General features: G+C 58.4%; 22 protein-coding genes and 2 pseudogenes. 8 read left to right on the top strand and 16 right to left on the bottom strand.

Going from position 1 to position 23,586, the window contains the following annotated elements:
- Positions 1 to 2: 2 nt before the first annotated feature.
- The 6 genes from PMI11_RS01465 to PMI11_RS01440 are packed head-to-tail and all read right to left on the bottom strand — an operon-like array spanning position 3 to position 5,221.
- On the bottom strand, positions 3 to 947 hold the full coding sequence (locus PMI11_RS01465) for an ROK family protein (RefSeq protein WP_007812524.1): 945 nt from the start codon (positions 945 to 947) through the stop codon (positions 3 to 5).
- Positions 947 to 1,666 (bottom strand): ribulose-phosphate 3-epimerase, encoded by a 720-nt coding sequence (locus PMI11_RS01460; RefSeq protein WP_007812522.1) that lies wholly within the window; start codon positions 1,664 to 1,666, stop codon positions 947 to 949. The genes PMI11_RS01465 and PMI11_RS01460 overlap by 1 nt, the downstream gene beginning before the upstream one ends.
- A complete protein-coding gene (locus PMI11_RS01455; protein WP_007812520.1) occupies positions 1,663 to 2,496 on the bottom strand; it encodes an alpha/beta fold hydrolase in 834 nt (277 codons plus the stop codon). The genes PMI11_RS01460 and PMI11_RS01455 overlap by 4 nt, the downstream gene beginning before the upstream one ends.
- Positions 2,493 to 3,314, bottom strand: coding sequence for a sugar phosphate isomerase/epimerase family protein (locus PMI11_RS01450; RefSeq protein ID WP_007812519.1), 822 nt, complete (start codon positions 3,312 to 3,314; stop codon positions 2,493 to 2,495). The genes PMI11_RS01455 and PMI11_RS01450 overlap by 4 nt, the downstream gene beginning before the upstream one ends.
- Positions 3,314 to 4,390, bottom strand: a complete 1,077-nt coding sequence (locus tag PMI11_RS01445) for a Gfo/Idh/MocA family protein (RefSeq protein ID WP_007812517.1) — start codon at positions 4,388 to 4,390, stop codon at positions 3,314 to 3,316. The genes PMI11_RS01450 and PMI11_RS01445 overlap by 1 nt, the downstream gene beginning before the upstream one ends.
- A gap of 9 nt (positions 4,391 to 4,399) precedes the next feature.
- Positions 4,400 to 5,221 carry a sugar phosphate isomerase/epimerase family protein gene (locus PMI11_RS01440; RefSeq protein ID WP_007812516.1) on the bottom strand — a complete coding sequence of 274 codons (822 nt, stop codon included), beginning with the start codon at positions 5,219 to 5,221 and terminating at the stop codon, positions 4,400 to 4,402.
- A gap of 175 nt (positions 5,222 to 5,396) precedes the next feature.
- Here PMI11_RS01440 and PMI11_RS01435 point away from each other — a divergent pair, with 175 nt between their 5' ends.
- Positions 5,397 to 6,545, top strand: coding sequence for a Gfo/Idh/MocA family protein (locus tag PMI11_RS01435; protein ID WP_007812513.1), 1,149 nt, complete (start codon positions 5,397 to 5,399; stop codon positions 6,543 to 6,545).
- A 9-nt stretch (positions 6,546 to 6,554) separates the two neighbouring features.
- Positions 6,555 to 7,508 (top strand): alpha/beta hydrolase, encoded by a 954-nt coding sequence (locus PMI11_RS01430; RefSeq protein WP_007812511.1) that lies wholly within the window; start codon positions 6,555 to 6,557, stop codon positions 7,506 to 7,508.
- Here the strand turns inward: PMI11_RS01430 and PMI11_RS01425 are convergent.
- Entirely contained in the window at positions 7,496 to 8,530 is a 1,035-nt protein-coding gene (locus PMI11_RS01425; protein WP_007812509.1) for a LacI family DNA-binding transcriptional regulator, read from the bottom strand. The genes PMI11_RS01430 and PMI11_RS01425 overlap by 13 nt on opposite strands.
- A 156-nt stretch (positions 8,531 to 8,686) precedes the next feature.
- Entirely contained in the window at positions 8,687 to 9,448 is a 762-nt protein-coding gene (locus PMI11_RS01420; protein WP_007812507.1) for a DeoR/GlpR family DNA-binding transcription regulator, read from the bottom strand.
- Between the two features lie 244 nt (positions 9,449 to 9,692).
- Between PMI11_RS01420 and PMI11_RS01415 the strand changes: the two genes are divergently transcribed.
- The 3 genes from PMI11_RS01415 to ugpC all read left to right on the top strand — a co-directional run bounded on the left by PMI11_RS01415 (position 9,693) and on the right by ugpC (position 12,721).
- On the top strand, positions 9,693 to 10,493 hold the full coding sequence (locus PMI11_RS01415) for a class I fructose-bisphosphate aldolase (RefSeq protein ID WP_007812505.1): 801 nt from the start codon (positions 9,693 to 9,695) through the stop codon (positions 10,491 to 10,493).
- A gap of 3 nt (positions 10,494 to 10,496) precedes the next feature.
- Positions 10,497 to 11,435, top strand: a complete 939-nt coding sequence (locus PMI11_RS01410; RefSeq protein ID WP_007812504.1) for a PfkB family carbohydrate kinase — start codon at positions 10,497 to 10,499, stop codon at positions 11,433 to 11,435.
- Between the two features lie 140 nt (positions 11,436 to 11,575).
- Positions 11,576 to 12,721 (top strand): ABC transporter ATP-binding protein, encoded by a 1,146-nt coding sequence (gene ugpC, locus PMI11_RS01405; protein WP_007812503.1) that lies wholly within the window; start codon positions 11,576 to 11,578, stop codon positions 12,719 to 12,721.
- 410 nt (positions 12,722 to 13,131) lie between these two features.
- Here ugpC and PMI11_RS01400 read toward each other — a convergent pair.
- The 8 genes and pseudogenes from PMI11_RS01400 to PMI11_RS36230 form a co-directional block, all read right to left on the bottom strand.
- Positions 13,132 to 13,510: pseudogene (locus PMI11_RS01400) on the bottom strand (transposase); the annotation flags it as partial.
- 153 nt (positions 13,511 to 13,663) lie between these two features.
- Complete coding sequence (gene mgtA / locus PMI11_RS01395; RefSeq protein WP_007812501.1) at positions 13,664 to 16,309, bottom strand: magnesium-translocating P-type ATPase; 2,646 nt, start codon at positions 16,307 to 16,309, stop codon at positions 13,664 to 13,666.
- Between the two features lie 5 nt (positions 16,310 to 16,314).
- Positions 16,315 to 16,713 carry a DUF5335 family protein gene (locus tag PMI11_RS01390; RefSeq protein WP_244430521.1) on the bottom strand — a complete coding sequence of 133 codons (399 nt, stop codon included), beginning with the start codon at positions 16,711 to 16,713 and terminating at the stop codon, positions 16,315 to 16,317.
- A 292-nt stretch (positions 16,714 to 17,005) separates the two neighbouring features.
- Positions 17,006 to 17,524 (bottom strand): Hsp20/alpha crystallin family protein, encoded by a 519-nt coding sequence (locus tag PMI11_RS01385; protein ID WP_007812499.1) that lies wholly within the window; start codon positions 17,522 to 17,524, stop codon positions 17,006 to 17,008.
- 711 nt (positions 17,525 to 18,235) lie between these two features.
- Positions 18,236 to 18,568, bottom strand: coding sequence for a hypothetical protein (locus PMI11_RS01380; protein ID WP_037070534.1), 333 nt, complete (start codon positions 18,566 to 18,568; stop codon positions 18,236 to 18,238).
- A gap of 68 nt (positions 18,569 to 18,636) precedes the next feature.
- Positions 18,637 to 19,068 carry a pyridoxamine 5'-phosphate oxidase family protein gene (locus PMI11_RS01375; RefSeq protein WP_244430522.1) on the bottom strand — a complete coding sequence of 144 codons (432 nt, stop codon included), beginning with the start codon at positions 19,066 to 19,068 and terminating at the stop codon, positions 18,637 to 18,639.
- A gap of 202 nt (positions 19,069 to 19,270) precedes the next feature.
- Positions 19,271 to 19,576, bottom strand: a complete 306-nt coding sequence (locus tag PMI11_RS01370) for a hypothetical protein (RefSeq protein ID WP_037070532.1) — start codon at positions 19,574 to 19,576, stop codon at positions 19,271 to 19,273.
- A 301-nt stretch (positions 19,577 to 19,877) separates the two neighbouring features.
- Positions 19,878 to 20,090, bottom strand: a pseudogene (locus PMI11_RS36230) (DDE-type integrase/transposase/recombinase); the annotation flags it as partial.
- Positions 20,091 to 20,437: 347 nt separating this feature from the next.
- On the opposite strand from PMI11_RS36230, the gene PMI11_RS01360 reads away from it, so the two are divergent.
- The 3 genes from PMI11_RS01360 (at position 20,438) to PMI11_RS01350 (ending at position 23,579) form a co-directional block, all read left to right on the top strand.
- On the top strand, positions 20,438 to 21,691 hold the full coding sequence (locus PMI11_RS01360) for an ABC transporter substrate-binding protein (protein WP_007812496.1): 1,254 nt from the start codon (positions 20,438 to 20,440) through the stop codon (positions 21,689 to 21,691).
- Between the two features lie 97 nt (positions 21,692 to 21,788).
- Positions 21,789 to 22,727 carry a carbohydrate ABC transporter permease gene (locus tag PMI11_RS01355; RefSeq protein ID WP_007812495.1) on the top strand — a complete coding sequence of 313 codons (939 nt, stop codon included), beginning with the start codon at positions 21,789 to 21,791 and terminating at the stop codon, positions 22,725 to 22,727.
- 6 nt (positions 22,728 to 22,733) lie between these two features.
- Complete coding sequence (locus PMI11_RS01350; RefSeq protein WP_007812494.1) at positions 22,734 to 23,579, top strand: carbohydrate ABC transporter permease; 846 nt, start codon at positions 22,734 to 22,736, stop codon at positions 23,577 to 23,579.
- Positions 23,580 to 23,586 lie beyond the last annotated feature (7 nt).

The raw sequence follows: 23,586 nt of genomic DNA, 5'->3' as shown, positions 1-23,586 counted from the left end.
TCTCAATTGAGAAAGATCAGGCTTGCGGCGCCGATCAAGCCGGCATGCCTTCCGAGTTGTGCCGGCACCACCGGCACATCGCGATAAGCGGGCATGGCCCGCTCCCGAATGGTGGCCTCGATCGGTTTACGAAGGAGATCGTAGCCGTGGGAAATTCCACCGCCCATGACGATCATGTCCGGCGAGTAGAGATGGAGCAGATTAGTAAAGCCGATGCCCAACCAGCGGGCTTCCCCGTCAATCAGCGCAAGGGCTGCCTCGTCTCCGCCGCGCGCAGCCTCGACAACGTGTCGGCCCGTCACCTCGCCGTCGTGGGACAGCGTTCGTAGCACCGAGCCGTCACCCGGTTTTGTCAGTGCCGTCGCATACCGGCCGAGTGCCGTCCCCGACGCCACCGCCTCGAAGCAGCCCACCGCCCCGCAAAGGCATCGTTCGCTCTCGCTTGTGATGGTCATATGGCCGATTTCGCCTGCGAGCCCGCGGCGCCCGTGCACGATCCGGCCATCGGAGATCACCCCGCCGCCGATGCCGGTGGATACGGTGACGAACACCAGCGAGGCCACGCCGCGGCCGGCGCCGAAACGCCATTCGCCGAGAGCGGCGGCATTTGCATCGTTCTCCAGCCGTACAGGCAGGTTCAAGCGGTCCTGAAGAAGGCGCGCGAGGGGGACTTCACGCCAACCCGAGAGCGTCGGCGGTGCTGTAAGGATGCCCGCGACCGGATCGAGCGGGCCGGGCGCTCCGATGCCGATACCGAGCGGCCTGGCGTCGGGGAGTTCCGAGCAGGTTTTCTCAGCAAGCATCGTGATCTGCTCGATGACTGCATCCGGTCCATCCCTGGCGCGTGTCGGCACGGATGCGAAAGCCAGCAATTTGCCGCCGTCGTCAACCAGTGCGGCGCGCAACTCCGTGCCACCCAGATCGAATGCAAGCGCAATCCTGCTCATCAGGGCCCGGTCTCCAGGGCATGCAGCCAGGCGATGCGCCCGGGCAGATCCGTGTCACCGAATGCCAGCGATCCGAGCACGACCGTCTCCGCACCTGCTGCACGCAACAGTGGAACGGTCTGTTCGCGGATGCCGCCGTCCGCCGCAAGAACAATGTCCTTTTCACGTCCGGCACGCTTCATCAGCGACCGCGCTTCGTGCAACCGATCGCAGGCTTTGTCCGAAAGGCTTTGTCCCTTGACGCCGATCGAGGTCCCGAGCAGCGTGAAGAAAGCGACCTCGGTGAGGAACGGTTCTGCCTCGGCGACCGGGGTTTCCAGCCGCAGAACGACGCCGGCTTCGGCCCCAAGCTCTTTTGCGAGTGCCACCGCACGCAAGCCTGCTTCACCGTTCTCGGCATGAACGCTGACGAGATCGGCGCCCGCTTCGATGAACTGGCGTGTCTGCTCCTCGACGATCTCGGCCTCGACCATCAGGTGCACATGGATCGGTTTTGCCGTCAGCTTGGCGATGCGGGCGACGAAATCGGGAAAGAACAGGAAGCCGGGTGTGAAGCGCGCGTCGGCGACGTCGATATGGTGGAGATCGACATAGGGTTCGATGCGGCGAAGGTCGCGTTCCATATTGGCAAGATCTGCGGACCAGAGTGAAAACTCGCCGAGCAGCCTATGCCGCGGCAATGCGGCGATGGCGCCGCCCGAGAGAGATTTCGATGTCATGGCTGAGCGACGCTCCGATGTTTGAATTCTGTGGTGAGGAATTGCCGGATCACCGTTCGGACCGCGGCGAAATGAGCTTCCGCACCCGCTGCCTTTGCCGGCACTTCGAGGAAATGCGCATTTGGAAGCGCGTCAGCCGTCAACCGTGCAACGGCGAGAGGGTGAATGGCATCCTGCTGATTGCCGAGGACGAGGGCCGGAATAGCAAGCTTTGCCGCGTCTTCTCGCGAAACGCCGGTGCCATCCGAGGCGATGTCATCAAGCACGTCGGCAAAGGCCAACGCATCCGGGCGCTCGAAATAACCGAGCAGGGAAGCGAGATTGTCTGGCGCTTCCACCCGCAGACGTTCCGCTGTCGCCGACATGGCAAAAAGCGCCTGGCCTTCGGCAAGTGGATGAGATCGCAGCAAGGCCGCGATCTGGCGGATCGGCGCGAGATTGTCGGGCGCGCGGGCAAAGGACCAGGCCGGGCGGACCAGCATGAGGCCGATGACGCGCTCGGGGTGCGTTTTTGCCAGATGCAGCGCGATGGCTGCGCCCATGGAGATACCGCCGGCGATGAACCGATCTATTCCCTTTTCGTCCGCCGCGGCGATGACGTCGGCTGCAAACATCGCAATCGAGAAGGGGCGCTGCGTTCCGAGCGTCGAGCTTCCGTGTCCGCGGCACTCGGTTGTAATCCGACGCCAGTCGAGCCCCTTGGGGAGAACCTGTGCGACCTGCGCCTCATTGCCTCCGAGCCCATGTTGAAAGAGCAAGGCTTTGCCTGTCCCGAAGTCGTGGATGGAAAGGTCGGCATCGTCTCGCCGGAGGGTTCTCTGCACCTTCATCGGATCAGATCCGTAAGGAATCTCGCGACGGCCGGTGCTTCCTCCGCCGCAAGACCGTGTGTGACGAGCGCACCGTTAAAACCAGCCGCGCGCAGGCCGTCGATGAAGGCAGGGAAATCGACGATACCCTTACCTGCCGTCGCGAAGCGGCCGTCGGCATGGCGGTCCTTCGCATGTGCCATCGTCACATGCCCGGCCGAGAGTTCGATCGCCCTGGTGACAATCTCGGACACTTCGGCTGTTGTCGCCTGTTCGAAGAGGTTTGCCGGATCGAGCACGATGCGCAGGCGCTTCGAACCCATCTCTCGGATTAGTCGCACCGCATCGGCGGCAGAGGTGACGATGTTTGCTTGTTCCGGCTCGATGCCGAGATCGATCTCGTGCCGCTCGGCAAGTTCCAGCGCCTTTTCCATTTCGGCCGCCATATCGGCCCAGGCGGACGGAAGCGCATTGTCCGGATGATGCATCCATTGGTCTTGGGCATGGCGACTGCCGGTGCAGAGCGTCACCAGCGGGATCTGCAAGGCCGCTGCCGTTTCGATCACCACCCCAAGCTGTTTGAGCCCCCTTTCCCGCACGGATTTGTCCGGATGGGCCATGTTATAGGTGCCTGAAAGTGCCACGAGCGAAACGCCGGTCTCTTCAGATGCCGCCCGGATCGCGGTAATCGTTTCCGGTGCCACTGCATCCGGCATCGATGGCAGGCCGACGCAGGCGAGATTGAACTGCGTCGTCGCAAATCCGCTGTTACGCACGGCCGAGAGCACACGCTCTGGATCGGTGCCGGGGAAGGTCTTTGCGAAGATGCCAAGCTGCATCAGACCGATCCCGTGACGGTTGCGAGTTCGACACGTTCGCCCGTTTCGACCGAGCGGGCGATGGCGACCATGGCGCGGATGGAGGCGATGCCGTCCTCTATATCGGCACCGCGCATCGGCGCGCCGTTCAGTACGGTATCGGCAAGCCCTTCCAGTTGCCGGCGGAAGAAGTGCCCGTCGGCGCCTAGTGGCTTGCGGGTCGTCGCGTCCTTTTCATGGAAGATCTCGACCTCACTCGCCCTGAGATACCAGGGATTGAATATCTTGGCGGTCACCGAACCGTTTTCGCCATAGAGCTGGAAGCCCTCATGCCAATCCATGCGGACCGCGACCGTCAGATCGAGATGACCGAGCGCGCCATTGGCGAACTCGGTTTCGACGAACCAGCAATAGGCGCCGGCACGCTCGAGAAGGCGGGCTCGCACCGCGACGATCTCGCCACACAGGAAACGGGCGGTATCGACGAGATGCGAGCCATGCGCCAGCATGAAATACTGGCGCAGGTCAGCCTTGGGATTTCCGGAGGGTTTTCTGGCGAACTTGCTGGTGATCGGCAGCGGCTGGACCGCGTCGGTATTGGTGTAGCGGTGGGTGGAGTCGCAGTACCAGGCTTTCAGCGCGAAGATCTCGCCGATGTCGTCACGGATGAAATCCCGGGCAGCCTCCAGCGCCGGGTCAAACCGCTTCATGTGGCCGACCTGCAGCACCTTGCCGGAGCGCCTGACGGCGTCGGCAAGCACCCGGCCCTCCTCGATCGTCACACCGGTCGGCTTCTCGCAGAGCACGTGCTTTCCCGCATCGAGCGCCTTGACCGACATCGGCACGTGATAGGCGTCCGATGTGGCGATGATGACGGCTTCGAGCTCGGGATCGGCGAGCATCGCGTCATAATCGGCATACATCTTCTGAGGTTCGTATGTCGCGCCCATGCGCGCGAGCAGGTCGGCTGCTGCGTCGCAGATGGCATAGAGGTCGGCATTCCCGGCCTTCACGCAGGATTCGAGATGGGCGAACTGTGCGATCGGCCCGCAGCCGAGCACGCCCACACGCAGCCGCCGGTCTTCCTTACGGATCATGTTTCTTCCTCAGGCGCCGTACCGGCGCATCGTTTCGCGGTTCGTCTTTACGGCAGTCGCAGGGTTGGCAGCGGCCGTGTCTGATTCCTCTTCCAGGACCAACCAGCCATTGAAGCGCGGCGCGGCAGCGACGATGTCGATCACGGCAGGTGTATCGCAGACCCCTTTGCCAAGCATGGCCCATTTGCCGCCTGCATCGACGTCCTTGAGATGCAGATAGCGGATGCGATCCTGATAGGTCCGCAGAGTATCGAGAATATCCCCATGGCCGCGCAGGATATGGCCGGTGTCCGGCACCCAGCCGACGAGGTTCTTGTCGATAAGCGAGAAGATCCTGTCATAATCGGCACGGTCGAACAGCAGCGTGTTGTGGTGCGAGCTGGGATGCACGGCGATATCCACGCCCGAAGCCCTGCCGAGTTCGCCGGCCCGATTGTAGAATTCCGCGGCGATTTCGAATTTCGCCTCCCGTGGTCCTTCGGAGACAACCGTAGCCGAGCCGATCGAAACGAGGGCGCCGGAAAAGGCGGCCGCGAAATCGATCCAGCGCTGCGTGGTCCTGAGGTCGTTGTCGATCTCTTGCCTGACGGTGAAGCCGCTTTTGGAGCCGATCGCAAAAGACACGAGCGTCAGGCCATGTTTCTTCAGGCTGGCGGCGAAATCATCGGGACAATCCGCGTAGCGACCGATCATCGTGTCGGTAATCTCGATACCCGCGTAGCCGCCCTCCGCAATGGCTTCCAGCAGATCGTCCGGGCCGCCATTCCAGTTTTTCCCGAGCATTTCCCAGGTGAATGTCTGGCAGCCGACTTTCAGGTCTTTGATGCTCATGCTCATTCCTTGATTTCGCTCAGGCCTTCGATGACATGCCGCTGGATTGCTATTTGCGCATGGTTTATAAAAATTTATCGCGCGTCAAGAAATAAAATGTTCTATAGCGATTGTCGCGACAGCGATGCCCATCGATGATGGGCAAAACATCTGAAATTGGTGGGGAGGCCAATTCATGAAAGCATATCCGGGAACCAGGCTGGGTATCGGCGTTATCGGCTGCGGCAATATCTCGATGACCTACCTGCGTAACGCCGCCCTGTTTGCCGGAGTCGAATTGAGGGCCTGTGCCGACATCTCATCCGACATGTCGGCGCTGAGGGCGAAGGAATATGGCATCCGGGCGATGGAGGTCGATGCGCTCTTGGCCGACCCCGAAGTCGACCTTGTCCTGAACCTCACCATCCCGGCCGTCCATTTCGACGTGACGATGTCGGCGCTTTCCGCGGGCAAGCACGTCTTCACTGAAAAGCCGCTCGCGACGTCGGCCGCCGAGGGCCGCAAGCTGGTGGCGGAAGCCGGAGGTCGCGGTCTTCTGTTGGGTTCGGCTCCCGATACATTCCTCGGCGCCGCCGGCCGGCGTGCACGAGGCCTGATGGATGCAGGTGCGATCGGCCGCCCGGTCAGCGGCACCGCCTTCATGTTCGGCCGCGGCATGGAACATTGGCATCCTAATCCGCAATTCTATTATCAGCCCGGTGGTGGGCCGATGTTCGACATGGGTCCCTATTACCTGACGATGCTGGTCAATCTGCTCGGCCCGGTGAAAAGCGTCATGGCGATGGCGACGAAAGGCCAGGAAGAACGGCTGATCACCGCTGATGGCCCCTTCAAGAACACGACGTTCAAAGTGGGTACGCCGACCAACGTGCTCTCGCTTCTTGAGTTTCAATCGGGCGCGACGGTGAATTTCGGTGCGTCGTGGGATGTCTTCCGGCACTCCAATCATCCAATCGAACTGCACGGTACGGAAGGTTCGTTGCGCCTGCCCGATCCCGATACGTTCGGCGGAACGGTCTCGCTCTCCGAGCGCGGCGCCGAATGGAAGAATTTCAAAAGCGAAGGCGAGCTGTATGGTGCCCTGAACTGGCCGTATAGCGCTCCCGACCGCGCCAATTATCGCATGCTGGGCGTTGCCGATCTCGTCCGCGCGCTTGGCGAGGGCAGGGCGCCGCGCGCCTCCGGCGATTTGGCCCTTCATGTTCTCGAGATCATGGAAGCGACCCTGGCATCCAGCGAGGCCACGAGCGCGGTTGCGATTGCAGGCGCAGTCGCACAACCGCCGCTGCTCGGCGAAGATGAAGCCCGCAGCCTGCTTGCTTGAGGTGAAGCGATGAAAGATCGATTGGATCCCGGCGCCGCGCATGTCCTGGCGCTCGGCCGCGCCGCAAACCAGCCACCATTTGAGCGCGGGACAGTAAACGAGGCGCGCGCCGCCTATGACGCGGGTTGCCCGACATTGCAGGGCGACCGCGAGCCGGTCGCGAGCATCGAGGACAGAACAATTGCAGGGACGGGCGGCCCGATCTCGGTCAGGATCTATCGGGGCGTGGGCGCTCCGGACGCGGATGCGCCGGCACTTCTCTACCTTCACGGTGGCGGCTGGGTCGTCGGCACGCTTGAATCCCATGACGAGATCTGCCGGTGGTTTGCAAATATCGGCGCCTGCGTCGTATTTTGCCCGGACTATCGGCTGGCGCCCGAGCACAAATTCCCGGCCGGTCTGGAAGACTGCGTATCAGCTTTTACCTATGTGGCGGAGCAGGCAAGCGCGCTGGGTATCGATCCAGATCTGATCGCGGTTGCCGGCGATAGTGCCGGCGGCAATCTGGCCGCTGTCCTGTCACTTCTCGCGCGGGATGGCGTTGCCCAGAAAATCTCGGCGCAACTTCTGCTCTATCCCAACACCGACGCCGGACAGACGGCCGACAGCTATGTCAGGTTTTCAGAAGGATACGGTTTGACGACCTCGACGATGCGCTGGTTCCGGGATCACTACGTCCGCAATGCGGCTGATATCGGTGACTGGCGCGTCTCCCCCCTGCGCGTCGGAAATGTCGCGGGTGCGCCACCGGCCTTCGTCGCGATTGCGGGCCATGATATCCTTGCAGACGAAGGCGAGGCCTATGCCAGCCGGCTTGCCGAGGCGGGTGTCCCTGTAGTCCCTCGGCGTTGGCAGGACCAGATCCATGGCTTCGTTTCCATGGGACGGCACATTCCGGCGGCGCGGCGGGCGGTGGAAGAGGCGGTTGCCGGATGGCGCAGCCTCGTCGATCACGCCGACTGACGCATCACCAATGTACCGTCGAGGATGATTTTTCGTGCAACGACCTGGGTGGTGTCATTGTCTTCGTCCAGCATCGAAAGCAGTGTGTCGACGCTGCCGCGCGCCATGGCAGTGAAGTCTTGCGCCATCGTCGTCAATGGCGGGCAGGTATAGCGGCTGAGAGGGTGGTCGTCATGGGCGGCGATGCGAAGATCGCTATCGCTCCGGCGACCGACGCGAAGGCCGCGCGAATGGGCGGCTGCCATTGCGCCGAAGGCGAGGCGATCGTTTGCGCAGAGAATCGTCCTGCCCGGGAGCGTTCCGGCCGCGATCATTGCGTCGGTTTGTTCATACCCCATACGTTCGAAATCCCAGCCGTAACTCTCGGTGGCACCAAACACGACCGGTTCGAAACCGAGCGACTCGATCGTGGCGATATAGCTTGCCAGCCGTTCCCCGGAATTGTGATTGACATGCGGAATGTCGAAATATGCAGGCGGCTCGCCGGATCGGCAGAGATAGTCGACAATCGTCGCAACGCTTTGGGCGTTGTTGTTGCCAATGAAGGGTGTGTCGCCTTCGATGAACGTATCGAAGTAGACAATGGGAATGCTTTCCCGGAGTTTTTCGAAGATGCCAGGCTCGGATGAGAGACCAAGAGGCGCGATGATGGCACCGGCAGCCTTCAAGGACAGAAGTGTGTTCACAGCCTCGGCTTCGAGATCCGGCAAGCCGTGGGACGAGATGACGATTGGCCAGTAACCTTCACCACGGACGAGCAATTCCAGACGGTTGACCATTTCGGCATAGAATGGATCTGTGATGACGGGCACGAGAATGCCAATGTTCCGCGTCCTCTTGCGATTGAGATTGCGCGCATAGAGATTAGGACGGTAGTCTGATGCCGATAGCGCGTCCTCGATGCGTTTGCGCGTCCCCGGCTTTACGCTGCTCGGGTTATCGAAATACCTCGAAAGCGTTGGACGAGAAACGCCACAGGACCGGGCGAAATCGTCCATGGTTTTAATCGTCATCTTGTTCATTGGCAATTCTGGTTGCACTGCGCCAAGGCTCGTCTGCGTCAGCCGATATCGCAAAGGCGGTCAGTGTGAGGGCTTTCGAATTGCGTTTGTAGCCTGAGAATGTCGCATGCGCAAAATTTTTTGTTACATGAAGCACAATTGGCAGCGTAATCGCCCCTACACATAGCGCACTTCGACTCCCAGCTTGTCCAGCCGACTGCGAATCCCCTGCGGCATGCCGGTGTCGGTGATGATCAGATCGACCCGGGAAAGCGAAAATGCCTTGGACGAAGCGCCAATATCCCACTTGCTGGAATCCGCCACGAGGATGACGCGCCTCGCCATGCGGACCAGATTACGTTTTGTGCGCGCAATGTCTTCCGAGACATCGACGACATCGAATGCGTGATCGATGGCATGAGCGCTGAGAAACGCCTGGTGGGCGACAAGACCGCCCACCGCCTTGTCGGAATCCGAGACGATCGTGCTGACGGTGCTGGGAAAGACCCGGCCGCCTATCATATGCACGTCCAGCCCCGGCCGATACATCAGATGCTGCGCGATATTCATGGCGGTTGTGGCCACCACGACGTTATTGACCGGGGGCATTTGCATGGCGACCTGCAGCAGTGTCGAGCCGCTGTCGAACACAATGGACTGGTTGTCGATGATCTGGCGTGCCGCCATCTGCGCGATGCGCCGTTTGGCATCGAAATTACGGTTCATCCGTTCTTCGAAGGCTGCCGCGGGTGAGCTGGCCGGCAATGCGATTGCGCCGCCATGCGTTTTGATGAGCTGCTTCTTGGCGTCCAGAATTTCCAGGTCGGATCTGATTGTCACCTCGGAGACGCCGAAGTTTTCCGCCAGCTGCGTGGTGCGCGCTTGGCCGGTCCGCTGAAGTTCCAGCATGATCTGATGTCGCCGTTGTTCCGCAAGCATGTGTGACCTCGAATTCCTTTCAAATAAGTGACGGCACCGAGCTTTCGAAAATCGAAAATACACGGCAACCACTGCGGTCCAAAAGCGCGGGGAAAGCTGGTATTGGCATTTGTCCAGTCCGCTGTCCAGTCCGCGCCGCTGTTATCTTAAATCAAAACGAAAGGAATCGAAATATTGAACATTCGTTTATTTTCGAGTTAGGGTCTTTAACGCGAAATCAAACTTGTAAAGGGACAGCATTGATATGGGCCTTGGAACCAAAATTCGCCTGTCACGGCTGTTTTCACATCCGTCGGGGCATTTGTTCGGTGGTGCGGTCGACCACTTCGTGGGCTATGGCAATGTCCGTGAGGGCGGCCTGGCAGATCTGCCGGGCGCGCTGAAGCGAGTGATGGCCGGAGAGCCGGACTATATCAGCATTCAGCCTGGGGCTGCGCGCCATTTGTGGCCTGCCTATGCCGGCAAGGCGGCGCTGGTCATTCAAGCCGGATGTTTTACGCCTGACGATCGAATCCGTCAGTTGATCGCGACCCCAGAGGACGCGGTGCGCTACGGTGCCGATGCTCTGGCAGTTGCCATTCCGGTGCGCGGCAATACGGAAGGCGAATATATTCGCTGGCTCACCGACACCGTCAACGCCGCCGCTCGCTTTGAAATGCCGGTCGTTGCCCATGTCTATCCCCGCGACTATTCGAACGGCGGCAAGATCGTCTTCACCCCCGACGAAATCGCCTATGCCGTGCGGATCGGGTTTGAGACCGGCGTCGACGTGATCAAGGTTGGATATACCGGGGATTTCGACTCATTCCAGGAAACAGTCGCCACCTGCCCGGTTCCCATCGTTATCGCGGGCGGTCCGAAGACGGAAAATCTGCTCGGTGCTCTGACGCAGACCGCCGATGCCTTGCGTGCGGGGGCGAAGGGCGCCGTGGTGGGGCGAAACCTTTGGGGACACGGCGATACGACGATGGCGGCGCGCGCCTTCAAGCTTGTCATTCACAGCGGTATGGCGCCGCAAGAGGCGCTCGCTGCCGCGGGCGGTTGACAGGTGACACACAACCTTCAGGTTCTGGGCTTCGGGGCCTTGGCGATCGACGATATCATCTATGTCGACCGGCCGCTGAGCGCCGGCAAGGGAAAGGTGACAAGTCGCACCCAGGACCACGGCGGCAATGTCGCGACGGCCCTTGTTGCGGTCGCAAAGCTGGGGGGACGGGCCGGTTTCATCGGTTGGCTGAGTGATCAGCCTCTCACCGATATCAGTGCCCGCGAGCTTGAACGGCACGGGGTCGATGTATCCTTTGCGCCGCGCCGCGCCGATGCCCGGCCAATACGGTCGGTGATCACGGTCGGACCCGAAGGCGACAGGTTTATCGCCTATGACGATGATGTGCCGCACGGAACCTCCGAGGCGCTGACCGATAGCACTCTTGCACAAGCGCAGGTGCTGTTGATCGACGGCTATGCCACCCACGCCGATATGGTTGTTGCCCGCGCCCGTAAGCTAGGCCTAGCCGTGGTGGCAGACATCGAATGGACGATCGGCCCTGCGACCGAACGATTGATGAGCCTATCGAACCATCTCGTATTGCCATTGAAATTTGCGCAGACTTATTCTTGCGAAACCGATCCGACGTTGATCCTGCATAAGCTTTGGTCTGACGACCGCACCGCAGTCGTTCTGACCGACGGTGAGCGAGGATCTTATGTCAGGCAGACGGGGGACGCCGTTTTGTGGCATGTTCCGGCCTACGAGGTCAAAGCGGTCGACACGACAGGCGCCGGAGATTGCTTTCACGGCGCTTATGCTTTTGCGCTGACACAGGGAAAACAGCCTGTCGCCTGCGCTGTTTACGCAACTGCCGCAGCAGCGATCTCGGTGACCGGCCCGGGTGGTCGTATGGCTCTGCCGGATCAAAGCGCCTGTCTCGCGTGGATGGCGAAGGAAAATGCGTCCGTGCCCAGACCGATTGCGCCGCCTGACTGAGAGTTCATCACACCGGTGCTCCGGACGATAGGATTAGCGCTGCAGCGCTGCGCAGATGACGGTTTCGGTTCGATCCGAAACAGCGCCGGGGAGGGGCTGTCCTGAGGATTGGATGGCGACGATACTAAGGAGGAAGTGCCGTGGCTGTTGTTGTACTGGATAAAATTTGCAAGACCTTTGGAACCAAGTTCCATGCGATCAAGGATCTTAGCCTGACGATAAATGATGGCGAATTCCTCATCCTCGTCGGCCCTTCGGGGTGCGGAAAATCGACGGCATTGCGCATGATCGCCGGGCTGGAGGAGATCAGCAGCGGGACCCTGAGCATCGGCGGAGAGAATGTCGAGGATCTCGCGCCGAAGGACCGGGACATAGCAATGGTCTTTCAGAATTATGCGCTCTATCCGCATATGACGGTGTTCGACAACATTGCCTTTTCTATGAAACTTGCGGGCAAGAGCAAGGAAGAGCGCACGAAGCGGGTCAATGAAATAGCCAAGACACTTCAGTTGCATACGCTGCTCGACAGCAAACCGGCCGCGCTCTCCGGCGGCCAACGCCAGCGGGTCGCCATGGGACGCGCAATGGTGCGGGAACCGGCAGCTTTTCTCATGGACGAACCCCTGTCAAATCTCGATGCCAAGCTGCGCGTGCAAATGCGCGCTGAAATCGTCAGCCTGCAAAGGCAGCTTGGCGTGACGACGATCTATGTGACGCACGATCAGACCGAAGCCTTGACCATGGGCGACCGGGTTGCCGTCCTGAAGGGCGGCGTCCTTCAGCAGGTCGACACGCCAAAAACATTGTATAGCCGGCCGGTCAATGCCTTCGTCGCGGGTTTCATCGGCTCGCCGTCCATGAATCTGTTCGAAGGCCGCTTGCAGAACGGCAGGATCGATCTGCCGACCTTTTCCATACCGCTGTCGACGAGTACATTCGAGCACTCTCCCGGTCTGGCGGCGTTCGAAGGCAAGACAATCATCTTCGGCATTCGCCCGGAAGACCTTTATGACAGCGGTCTGGAATCGGGATCACGCTACGCGACGATCCCGGCCCTTGTGAAATCGATCGAGGAACTGGGCTCAGAGCTGATCGTTCATCTGAAGATCGAAGCGGTGCGGATCGACTCCGGTGACCCCGATGCCGTCGAGGACTTGAGCGGTGCGGCAAACGCCGTGGCGAAGTTCGAAGCCGTCAGCACAGTCCAGCCGGGCGCAATGATGAACCTGGCGATCGATGTGGCCAAACTGCACTTCTTCGATCCCCAGACGCATCTGGCAATCTAGCAGGATCCGCGGTGGCGAAGCTGGTTGGTGGGCGGTCGCAAGAGCGCCTGCCTGCTTCATCGTTGACAAGTCTTCGCCGCTCCCCGCCGGCCGGCTTTGCGCGTTCCGCATCGAGAGCGCAGGATCCCACGCCGTCTCGTAACCCAGTGACTTTGCAGCCACAGGTCAGGTTCTTTTGGTGCTCGTTGGCATCTGAGAGCTGCTCTAAAGTGTGATGCCGGCCGCGCACGACCCTGCCGAACCCTGCTGTTCCTAGCATTACAGTTGCATTTTTGAATTGAGGTGCGCTTGCCTTGCTGCGGCTTGGTGTGCCCGTCGCCAAAGCGACCATGTGATGACGCATGAAGGTTCGATTCGCTGTCGTGCGAGGCGGGTAGCGATCCGGCGAATTTCCTGGATCGAGCAGCGGATCAATTGCCGATGCCGGGTCCCAAGCGCTGCCTCGTTTTTGGGGGTGGCATAGTGTTGGCGCGATGACGAATGACAGCCATCATGGCGAATGCGAGCATGACCAGCGAGACATGGCGATGCCAGCCGTGCCAGGAGCGGGTCTCATTGTGGTCAAGGCCGAGCTCGTTCTTGGCGGTTTCGAAACGGTCTTCGATGGCCCAGCGGTGGCCCTCCACGGTCACCAGCTTTTCCATGGATGTACCAACCGGGCACCATGTGGAGAAGAAAGCGAGATTGCCATCGGCGATCTTGCGGCGGATCAGCAGCCCCCCGTGTCCAGGTGCCGGGGAATGCCGCGTCGAAATCATCGCCATCGAGGTCGGCTAGATTCAGGCAATGCACAAAAATGCAACTGTAATGCTAGTGCCAATTGAGGATCGGTTGGGCGACAAACTGCCAGATAGGATTAATGTTGCTCTCAAAGTCTGAACACATACCGCGCTTCGGAAGCAGTCGAGATGACCTGACGTCCTTGCATCTTGCTTCCGCTTCTTACATTCCCCATGTGTGCACAAACCAGCGTTTTACAAGATGCGTCAACGTTGCGTACGACAATAGAATTGTTGCCAACAACGGCCAGTATGGCCAGGGCAGGGCGACAAATCCCAGGGCGGTTCCCAGTTCGGTGGAGGGCAGAATGATGCCAATGATCCCGATAACGATGCTCGTGGCAACAAGTGCTGCACTGGCGTTGCTCTCAATGAAAGGAACGCGAGCGGTGCGTATGATGTGGATGATCAATGTCTGGGTGAGCAGTGATTCCACGAACCATCCCGTCTGAAACAGGGCCGGATTGCTCCATGCCTTGAAAACGAATAGCATCAATGCGAACGTCACATAGTCGAAGATCGAACTAACCGGCCCAAGAAGCAGCATGAACCTGAAGATACCACCAATATCCCATCGGCGCGGCGTGGCGATAAATTCCTCGTCGACAGTGTCGGTCGGGATGGCTGTCTGCGAGACGTCGTAGAGCAGGTTGTTGGTCAGTACCTGTATTGCCGTCATCGGGAGGAATGGCAGGAACAGACTGGCCCCTATGACACTGAACATGTTGCCGAAGTTCGAACTCGCGCCCATCCTTATGTATTTCGTGATGTTCGCAAACACCTTACGCCCTTCGACAACGCCGTCTCGCAGTACGAGAAGGTTCTTTTCCAGCAGGATGATGTCCGCGCTTTCCTTCGCGATATCGACGGCGCTGTCGACTGATACGCCAACGTCGGCGGCCTTGAGCGCCGGGCTGTCATTGATGCCATCGCCGAGAAAACCGACCACATGACCGCTCGAACGAAGGATACTGACGACGCGCTCTTTTTGCACTGGCGTCAGTTTCGCAAGCACGGTTGCAGCCAAAGCTTTCTCTGCGAGCTCGATATCCGTCATTCCCTCGAGCTGCGACCCAAGCAGAATGTCGCCAGCCGGTATCCCGACATCGCCGCATATCTTGCGCGTGATGATTTCGTTGTCTCCGGTGAGTATCTTCACGCGCACCCCTTTCGCCTCCAGCGCAGCGATGGCGTTGGCGGCGCTCTCCTTGGGAGGATCCAGAAACGAGATGTAGCCGAGCAGAGTAAGATTGCTTTCGTCTTCCACGCTATAGCTCGACTTCGTTTCGGTGATCTCCTTGTATGCAACGGCGACCACGCGGAATCCACTCTCGTTGAGTGCGACAGTCTCTTCCTTGGCCGTCGCCAAGTGGCTCGCATCCAACATTCCGGTCCCCCCGCCATCCTCGTAGCGGGTGGACACCGTGAACATCTCCTCGACCGCGCCCTTGCAGATGAGAATGTGCTTGCCCTGATTGTCAGAAACGACGACGGACAAACGTCGGCGGGCAAAGTCGAAGGGTATTTCCCCTATCTTTCGAAAGCGCTGGTCGATCCCTAGTTCTTCATGGACATCCCCATGCTGGAGGACTGCGACGTCGAGCAGGTTCTTCAGCCCCGACTGGAAGTAGCTGTTGAGGTAGGCGAAGTGCAGCACTCGTGGCGAGTCGCCGCCATGGATGTCAACATGCTGCTTGAGAATGATCCTGTCCTGCGTCAGCGTACCGGTCTTGTCAGTACACAGAATGTCCATCGCTCCGAGGTTTTGGATCGCGTTCAGGCGCTTCACGATCACCTTCGATCGGGCCATTGCGAGCGCGCCCTTTGCAAGGTTGACGGTTACCGCCATCGGAAGCATTTCGGGAGTGAGCCCGACGGCTACCGCCACGGCAAACAACAAGGCCTGAAGCCAATCTCCCTTGGTGATTCCGTTGATGACAAAGACAAGGGGGCCGAGAACAACGGTCACAGCGATCATCAGCCAGGTGAAGCGCTTGACGCCGAGATCGAAGGCCGTCTCCTCCTGCCGGGCCACCACCTTTTCGGCCAGCGCGCCGAAGAAGGTTTGCGGACCAGTCCTGACCACCAGACCGCTTCCGTATCCACTAACCACGTTGGATCCCATCAGGCAGAGGTTTGGACGATCGAATGCCGATCCGATGGGTGCCGAGGCGGGACCTGACTCCTTCTCGACAGGCATTGCCTCCCCAGTCAGAGTCGACTGGTTTACAAAGAGGTCTGTGGCGTCGATGAGGCGCAAATCAGCGGGAATGAGGTCGCCTGCAGATAACCGCACGATGTCCCCAGGCACGAGATCTTCGACGGGTTCTTCTGCTACCTCAGGCTGGCTCCTGCCCGGACGAAGGACGCTGACAGTCGTCCTTACCATCGCGCGAAGTTTGGCGGCCGCCTGGCTGGAACGACGCTCCTGAACAAAGGCCATCCCCACCGAGAGGATGACAATGGCCGATATGACGACCGCAGCTCGCAGATCGCCGAGCGCGTACGAAATGATGGCAAGCATAAGCAGGAGGGCGTTCAGTGGGCTTTTGGCGCGAACCCAGATTTCTTTGAGCAGCGGGGCACGTTGCTCGCGGCTAATGACGTTGGGGCCATACCGATGACGCCGCAGTCGTGCTTCGTCGGCGGCAATCCCCGACGGGCTGGAGGCGAGCACCTCGCAGGCGTCGTTCTGCGAACACAGGCTGATCTCTGTGAGATCGTCGATAGCGCCGCTCCGGTCCTTGGTGGCGTGCAGGACAAGGCTCGGTTGGCGTGCGTCGACCTTCACCACCTCGCCGAGCCCCATCTTCACTAGGCGAACGTCAGGATCTGATGTCGGTCGGCCAGATCAATCACTTCGATCGCGACGACCTCGCCTTCCTCATCCTGGACGGTGATTTTCCGTGGTCTTTCGATCACATGTGTCATGCCCTCGACCAATAGCTCGAGCATGTCCTGCTTGACTTCGTACGTTGCCCCAAGCAGAGGGGTGGATTTCACAAGGATCTGGTCGCCAACAGTCGCGCCCACGATTTCGATTTTGATCTCCTTGCCTTGCACGGCTTCGTGGAGGTGCGAGAAGTAAGCCGCCCACTCGGCCTTTGCGAGAACTTTCGATCCCATCTTTCTATCTCCTATTGTCCCCTGTTCCCCGCAGGATCCCGCTCCCGAAAGCAACGCTTCTGCAGTGCGCGATATGTCGATGCCCATCGTCCTTCTCCTAGGCTGGTGCCGGATCCCGAAAACGTGGATAAGGCGACGACGACTACGCCAGCATGATGACTGCGCACCACGTGAGAAAGGCTGCGTCGCCAAATGGAATGGCCCACAGCCAAACCATTAGCCAACGGCCGAGAACCAGCTCGATCAAGTCTTCCTTCGCAAAACAACGAGGCGTCACAAGGAGTTTGCCGGCCGTTGTGTCCGTCGCCGATTTCGTCTGCTGCTGTCTTCCGGCGATGCTGATGGCGGTGGGTGCTCAGACGCACCCGCCTGTCCCAGATTAGCCGGCCTTAATCTCGATCTTGCGATCGTTCTGTTTCGCAGTGAGGCTCTTGGGAAGCGTCACTTTGAGAACGCCCTTCGCGAAAGCCGCGCTGACCTGGTCAGCCTCGACGCCGTCGGGAAGCCGGAAGGAGCGTTGGAACGAACCGTAGTGCCGTTCCGAAACATGATAGGCCTTCTGCTTGTCTTCCTTTTCTTCACTCTTTTCGCCGCGGATGGTCAGAACACCGTCCGCAAGTTTCACCTCCAGGTTCTTTTCGTCCAAACCGGGCACTTCGGCCGTCACTTCGAAAGCATCGTCCTTTTCAACGACGTCGACGGCAGGCGACACAATCCAATCATTCGAAGATGCCGCAGTACGCGCAAAAAACGGCCGTGCGAGAGGCCGAAACGACGACGGTCCGAAATCCTCGAACAGACGGTCAATTTCGGTGCGCAAGGTTTCGAACGGCGACCAGATGTTGCCGCCGGCCGGCATCGTCTTGTGTTCTGTCTTTACGGGAACTGTCTCAGGCATGACCATCTCCTGTTTGCCGAGCAGGGTCCGAAAATCCGGATCCCAGCAAAGTTGCTTGCTCTCAACATTGAGCCTCGCCATCAAACTACCACTTCGAACCGGCCGCTTTGACGCGCGTCAAGAACGGCAAACATTTTCGGGTTCGATGAGGCCGGTGATTTGGTAGGCGGACGCGAAACGAGCGGAAACAGGAAGAGGACGAACTCAACTCGTCCTTCGCGTCGGGAAGGAAGACCGCAGAATTACGTGATAATCCGGTATCCACCCACGAAGCCTTCGCTCGCCTTCAATCCGCAGTTCCGAAGTTGATCCTCGGCGGCCTCCAATCCAGCAGGGGGACCAAATGGCATGTTCTGCGGCCTGTCGCTCGGTCCACCGCATCACTTTGCCATCCATTGACGAGGCCTCTCTACAGTCAAGACATGCCTTTAGCATTCGCCGAACTCGAGCCACGGAGCGGAAACTCGGCGGCTGGCAGGTGTGTGTCAAATGCGAGACCTTGGTTGGCTACGATATGTCGGCGCTGATCGGCGAACGGAGGACACCTTCTCAATCTCTCCGGTGTCAACGCCTTCATAAGGGATCGCCGGCTTAACGGGATGAAAATCGACTATCCAGAAGCGCCTTTATCAATAAAAGAACTGAGATCGGGCGGCGAACTGCTGAAAGCTCTCTTGTCAAACGCAGGGTTTAATTGCCCAACATTTAAACTTACTTTTCCTCTTTCAATTTAAGGCATGCATGTTTTATGTCCTCAAGACCATCCGCTTGGGCTTGAGCATCTCTCAACAAATCTTCCGCGTAGCTTTGCGCATCGACTATGTCGCGGAAATGCAGCCCCAGATTTCGGCCGGCAGTCTCAATGCCGCGCAGTATCTCTGCCGTTAGGTCTGCCGTTTCCTGTCCGTCGTGGAGACTAAGCAACCTTGTCGAGCAACTCAAAGCGACGAGTTCGAGAACAAGAAAGCGGCCTTCAATCTCTCCAATCGTTGGCGCAGTTGCACTGGTTTTGTCATCAGAATTTTGGCCTTCAATTTTTTGCATGGCAGAAATCCTTTGGTGTGACGAGAAAGCGGTTTCTTGCTTTCTTCACTTAGCGACATCTCCGTCTGTTAGCTCGCCGTAGCACGCCCGCTCACATCGACTATATCGAGTGCAAAAAAAATGTGCGTCTTTGATGGTGCGTCTGTCCATCGGGACGGGGGCTTCAAAGCACCTGGCTCCCACCAATCGAGATGTCGCGCGAGTAGAGACCAAGCCTGATGCTTCTCTTCGAGACATTCGTTGACTTCAAGATCGATATATCTCGCGTCGATAACCACACTTTTCCAGGAACGCTTGCTTTTGAGCTGGTCAATTTGGACGCAAACATTTGGGTTCTGTCTCATGATATCCAGCTTCTTGCCAGGCAAAGTGAAGATATACAGCCTGTCATCGGCACATGCATATTGAACAGGGACAACATAGGGGATGTCGGCGTGAGCGCATGCCAACCTTGCGAGCCGTTGTCTTTTCACGACGGCAATACACTCCTTGTATGGCATTTCCCGAATGTTCATAATTGCCGTACCTTGGTATAAGGTTCTTCGATCGGATAACGACAGGCCCGCCGCTCCATGGATTTCGGCCGTTCGAGTGTCCGTTCGAAGCGATATCGGTGACGCGGTAATCAAAACTGATTGACGTGATGACGTCGGATCCTCCAGTCGGCGACAACTGCCTGATTGCCCTTACCTACTCAGGGCTTCACTGTCTTGAAGCTGCAGATCTACCTGCGCGATCCAGAGCTTCGTCAAACACCTCTTTTGCGTATTTTGAAGCAGCCGCGATATCAGCGCCAGGCAATTTGGCCCCTGCGCATTTTCGTTCGATAGCGCGCTGAAGTGCCTTTATGAGCTCGGTCTGGCCGTCGGCCTCTCGACGCCTTAAGAGCCTCGACAGGGCAACAGTCGCCATCACCCGCAGAACGAAGGCACGGCCTTCAAAATCCCCTAAAGACGGTATCGCGCTGCCTTGCGGGCCACCGATACTATCGCGCTTTGCTCTCAGCATAGTATCGCTCCTGAAGAGAGATGCGTTCATCGAAGACTGTTAGGATGATCTTCAATTCGATTGATGCATTGAGGCAAATCAAGGACGAGTGCAAATATGCCGAGTTGCCGTCGGGGAAGATCGTTTGCGTATCCTTGTCCACGGTAATGACACTATCGTAGCCCGGATAACCGGTCGACGCCTCGCTGATCACACCGAAGCCAACCGAATGATGATTACGGCCCGTGATCAGAGCGGCGCGTGTGCGGGAACACAGCGATGTCGTATGGAAGTTCGTGTAGCGCAGACCTATGCTGGCTATCTGCACCGGCACGTCGAGAACGAAACCATCCTGATCGACAGCCCACCAAAGCCAGTTTTTCTTTCCGCCGATCGTGGTCACAACTTCATCGAGGTACCATTTGTCGCCAGGCCGACCGGCGGACCGCCTGCGGATTTCGCCGGCAAAGTGCCGATCGAATTTCTCTGCCCACAGGCGCACGGTCTGTTGCGAGACAATGATCCCACGTGCCGCACCAGCGTCTGGCAATTGGCGCGCTTGCCACGCATCGACGCATATTGCGGCGCGACCCTACCGAGCGGTCGCCCTTTCATTTGTTTTCCTTTGGGCGGCGCGGCTTTCATTTGTTTACGAAAGTAAAGAAAAAATGCGACACGAGCAATATCACGGAAAGAAAAAAGCGTCGCGAAAGCCAAAGCTAAAACATATATAAATCAATAGATTAGTATCATTTTCATCGCTCCTGAAGCCTTCTTGCTTTTCCCGATTGCAGTTCTTCATTGACAGCCAGATGCCTAAAGGAACCTACTTTGGTCTCGATCGGGAGGATCGAGCAAAATATCATTCCTAGGGAGGGAAACATGAACGTCAGAAGATATATCATGGCGGCTCAGTCGGCTGTGGCCGCCTGGGCACTATGCGCCACCTGCGCCTTTGCTCAGACCAATCTCGAGTTCATCCAATGGTGGGAACCAGAAATGCCCGCCGGCGCTCTGCGCAGCATCATGGACGACTTTGAAGCCAAAAACCCCGGCATCAAGGTGACGCTCGTCAGCGGTCCCTATTCCGCCACCCATGATCAGATCGTTGTGGGCGCAGCGTCGGGGACACTCAGCGATGTCGTGGGCCTCGACGGCGCATGGGTCAACGGCCTGGCAAAGCAGGGCGCAATCGCCTCGATGGACAGCCTCATGGCTGATGCCAAATATGATCAGAGCCAGATCGCCGATATTATCAAGGTCAACGGGCAAAGCGTCATGTTCCCGCTTGCCTCGTTCGTCTACCCGGTCTTTGTCAACCTCGATCTGGCAAAGGCGGCCGGCGTCGAAAAGATGCCGACAAACCGTACCGAATTCGCCGCTGCCGCGAAGAAGATGACCAATGCGGACAAGAATCAATACGGTTGGGTGCTGCCGCTTTCACTGCAAAATCCCGGCGGCATCCAGAATGACGTGATGTCCTGGGTCTGGGCATCCGGAGCATCCATGCTGAAGGATGGCAAGCCCGATCTGGAAAACGCCTCCGTCGTCGGCACGCTTGAATATATCAAGTCGCTGCAGGACGCCGGCGTCATCTCGCCCGGCATCTTTGCCAAGAAGGAACAGGACAAGGTCGAAGAATTCGTCAACGGGCGTGTCGGCATGATGATCGACTCGTTGGCGCACATCAATCTCATCCGCCAGCGCAACCCCAACCTCAAGTTCGGCATATCAGCTCTTCCGGCCGTCGACGGCTACACTGGCAAGCGCGGGCTGCCCTACGCTTCCTGGGGCATCGGCATCAGCGACAAAAGCGAGCACAAGGCCGAAGCCTGGAAGCTCGTCGAATATCTGATGAGCCCGGACGTGAACAGCCGCCTCGTGTCGATCGCCAATGCCTTCCCGGGCAATATCCACGCCAAACCCGATTTCTCCAAGTCGGACCCGCTGTTTGAAGAAGCCTTCAAGATATTCCAAAGCGGGAAGCTGGCCAACGAATTCGTCGGACTGCCGGTGGCCGAAGATCTCATGCGCCAGATGAACGTCGAAGTTCAAAAGATGTTCGACGGTCAGCAAGGCGCAAAGGAGGCGGCGGCCAATACGCAGAAGCAATGGTTGGCCGAATTCGCCAAGTAGTCTCCCAAGACGGTGGCGGTAGCGTGATAGACTTCGATCACGCTGCCGCCGCACCGCGACGAAGCAATGCGTTACGACCAGGGAGAAACTACCTCTCATGAGCCTCGCCACAGAAACTATGATCCGGACGCAAGCGAGAATGCGCAAGCGTGGCATACTGTCTTACAGAATAAGAAAGAGGCTGGTTCCGTACTTCTATGTTGCCCCGGCCACGTTTTTGTTTTGCTTGCTGATGCTGTTTCCCATGCTCACCGTCCTGCGCTATTCGCTGATGGACGGTGCAATCACGAAGAAGGACGCGTCTTTCGTCGGTTTGCAGAACTATGTGACGATCTTCAAAGATTCGATTTTCTGGCAGTCGGTCGGGCAGACACTCTACTTCACGATAATGAGCGTCATCTTCCATCTTCTGATCGGTCTGGCCTTCGCCCTTTTGCTCAACAGCCAGCGTGTCGATCCGTTGATCAGAAGCATCCTGCGGGTTCTCTACATTTTGCCCTGGCTCTTCACGGCGGTGATCATCGCCATCATCTGGCGGCTGCTCCTGGATCCCAATGGCGTCGTCAACAGCATCCTGATGACGCTCCATATCATTGACTTCAAGGTCGAGTGGTTCTCTTCGACGAGAACCGCGCTGCACGCGCTGACCTTTGCGAATATCTGGGCGGGATACCCGCTCTATATGGTCAGCCTTCTCGCTGGTCTTCAGGGCATTCCCAAGGATCTCTACGAGGCTGCCGGTATTGACGGCGCCAACGAGTTCCAGAAATTCCGCTACATCACGATCCCGCAATTGATGCCGATCATCATCAGCATCGCCTTGCTTGATTTCATCTGGACGATGCAGGTCTTTCCCCTCGTGTGGATGACGACGGGAGGCGGTCCGATCTACGCGACCGAGGTGCTCAGCACCTACACCTACAAACTTGCGTTTTCGAGTTATGAATTTTCGCGCGCGTCGGCGAGCGCAATCTTCATTCTGATCATCTCGATGGGCGCCACATATTTCTACATCAAACACCAGAAGGCCAGGTGACCGGCAATGGCAAAACGCTCTCTCAGTCGCACCATAGTACCGACCCTCCTGACATATCTCGGGCTGGCGGTCGGGCTGGTCTTCGCGGGCTTTCCGATCCTGTGGATGTTCTTCACGTCCTTGAAGTCAAACACCGAGATCTTTGCGCTGCCGCCGCGGCTGCTGCCCGACCAATTCACCAGTGTCGCCTATCTTTCGATCTTCAACGACCCAACGAAGGTTCGCTTCTTTCTCAACAGCTATCTCGTCGCGGGAGTGGTAACGGTTCTGACGGTGCTGATCGCCATCCTGACGGCCTATGCTTTCAGCCGGTATTCATTCCGGCTCAAGAAAACGCTGAACGTGTTCATCATCAGCACGCAGACCGTGCCGCCGATCACGCTTTTGATCCCCTATTTCGGCATGGTCGTCGCCTTCGGTATTTTCAACACCTATTTTGCGCTGATTTTGACCTACATGGTCTTCACCCTGCCTTATGCGATCCTTCTCATGACCGGCTATCTCAATACCCTGCCAAAGGAACTCGATGAGGCAGTGCTTGTCGACGGCGGGTCGAGCTGGACGGCGCTATGGCGTGTGATCATCCCGCTGTCGGTGCCTGGCATTGTCGCGACGGCGGTCTATACGTTTCTGCTGGCATGGAACGAATTCCTCTTTGCCCTGACTTTGACGAAGTCGATGGACATGCGGACTGTTCCCATCGGAATCGAATTGCTTATGGGCCAACATGCGTTCGAATGGAACGAGATGATGGCGATGAGCGTGCTGGGATCGCTTCCGCTTTTGGTCCTGTATCTGATTGCCCAACGCTACTTCCTGGCGGGCATGGCAGCCGGGTCGGTGAAGAGCTGAGCAGGCG

The organism is Rhizobium sp. CF142 (genome assembly GCF_000281145.1).
Taxonomy (GTDB): domain Bacteria; phylum Pseudomonadota; class Alphaproteobacteria; order Rhizobiales; family Rhizobiaceae; genus Rhizobium.
The sequence above is the reverse complement of the archived record's forward strand: the minus strand, read 5'-3'. Positions and strand labels throughout refer to the sequence as shown.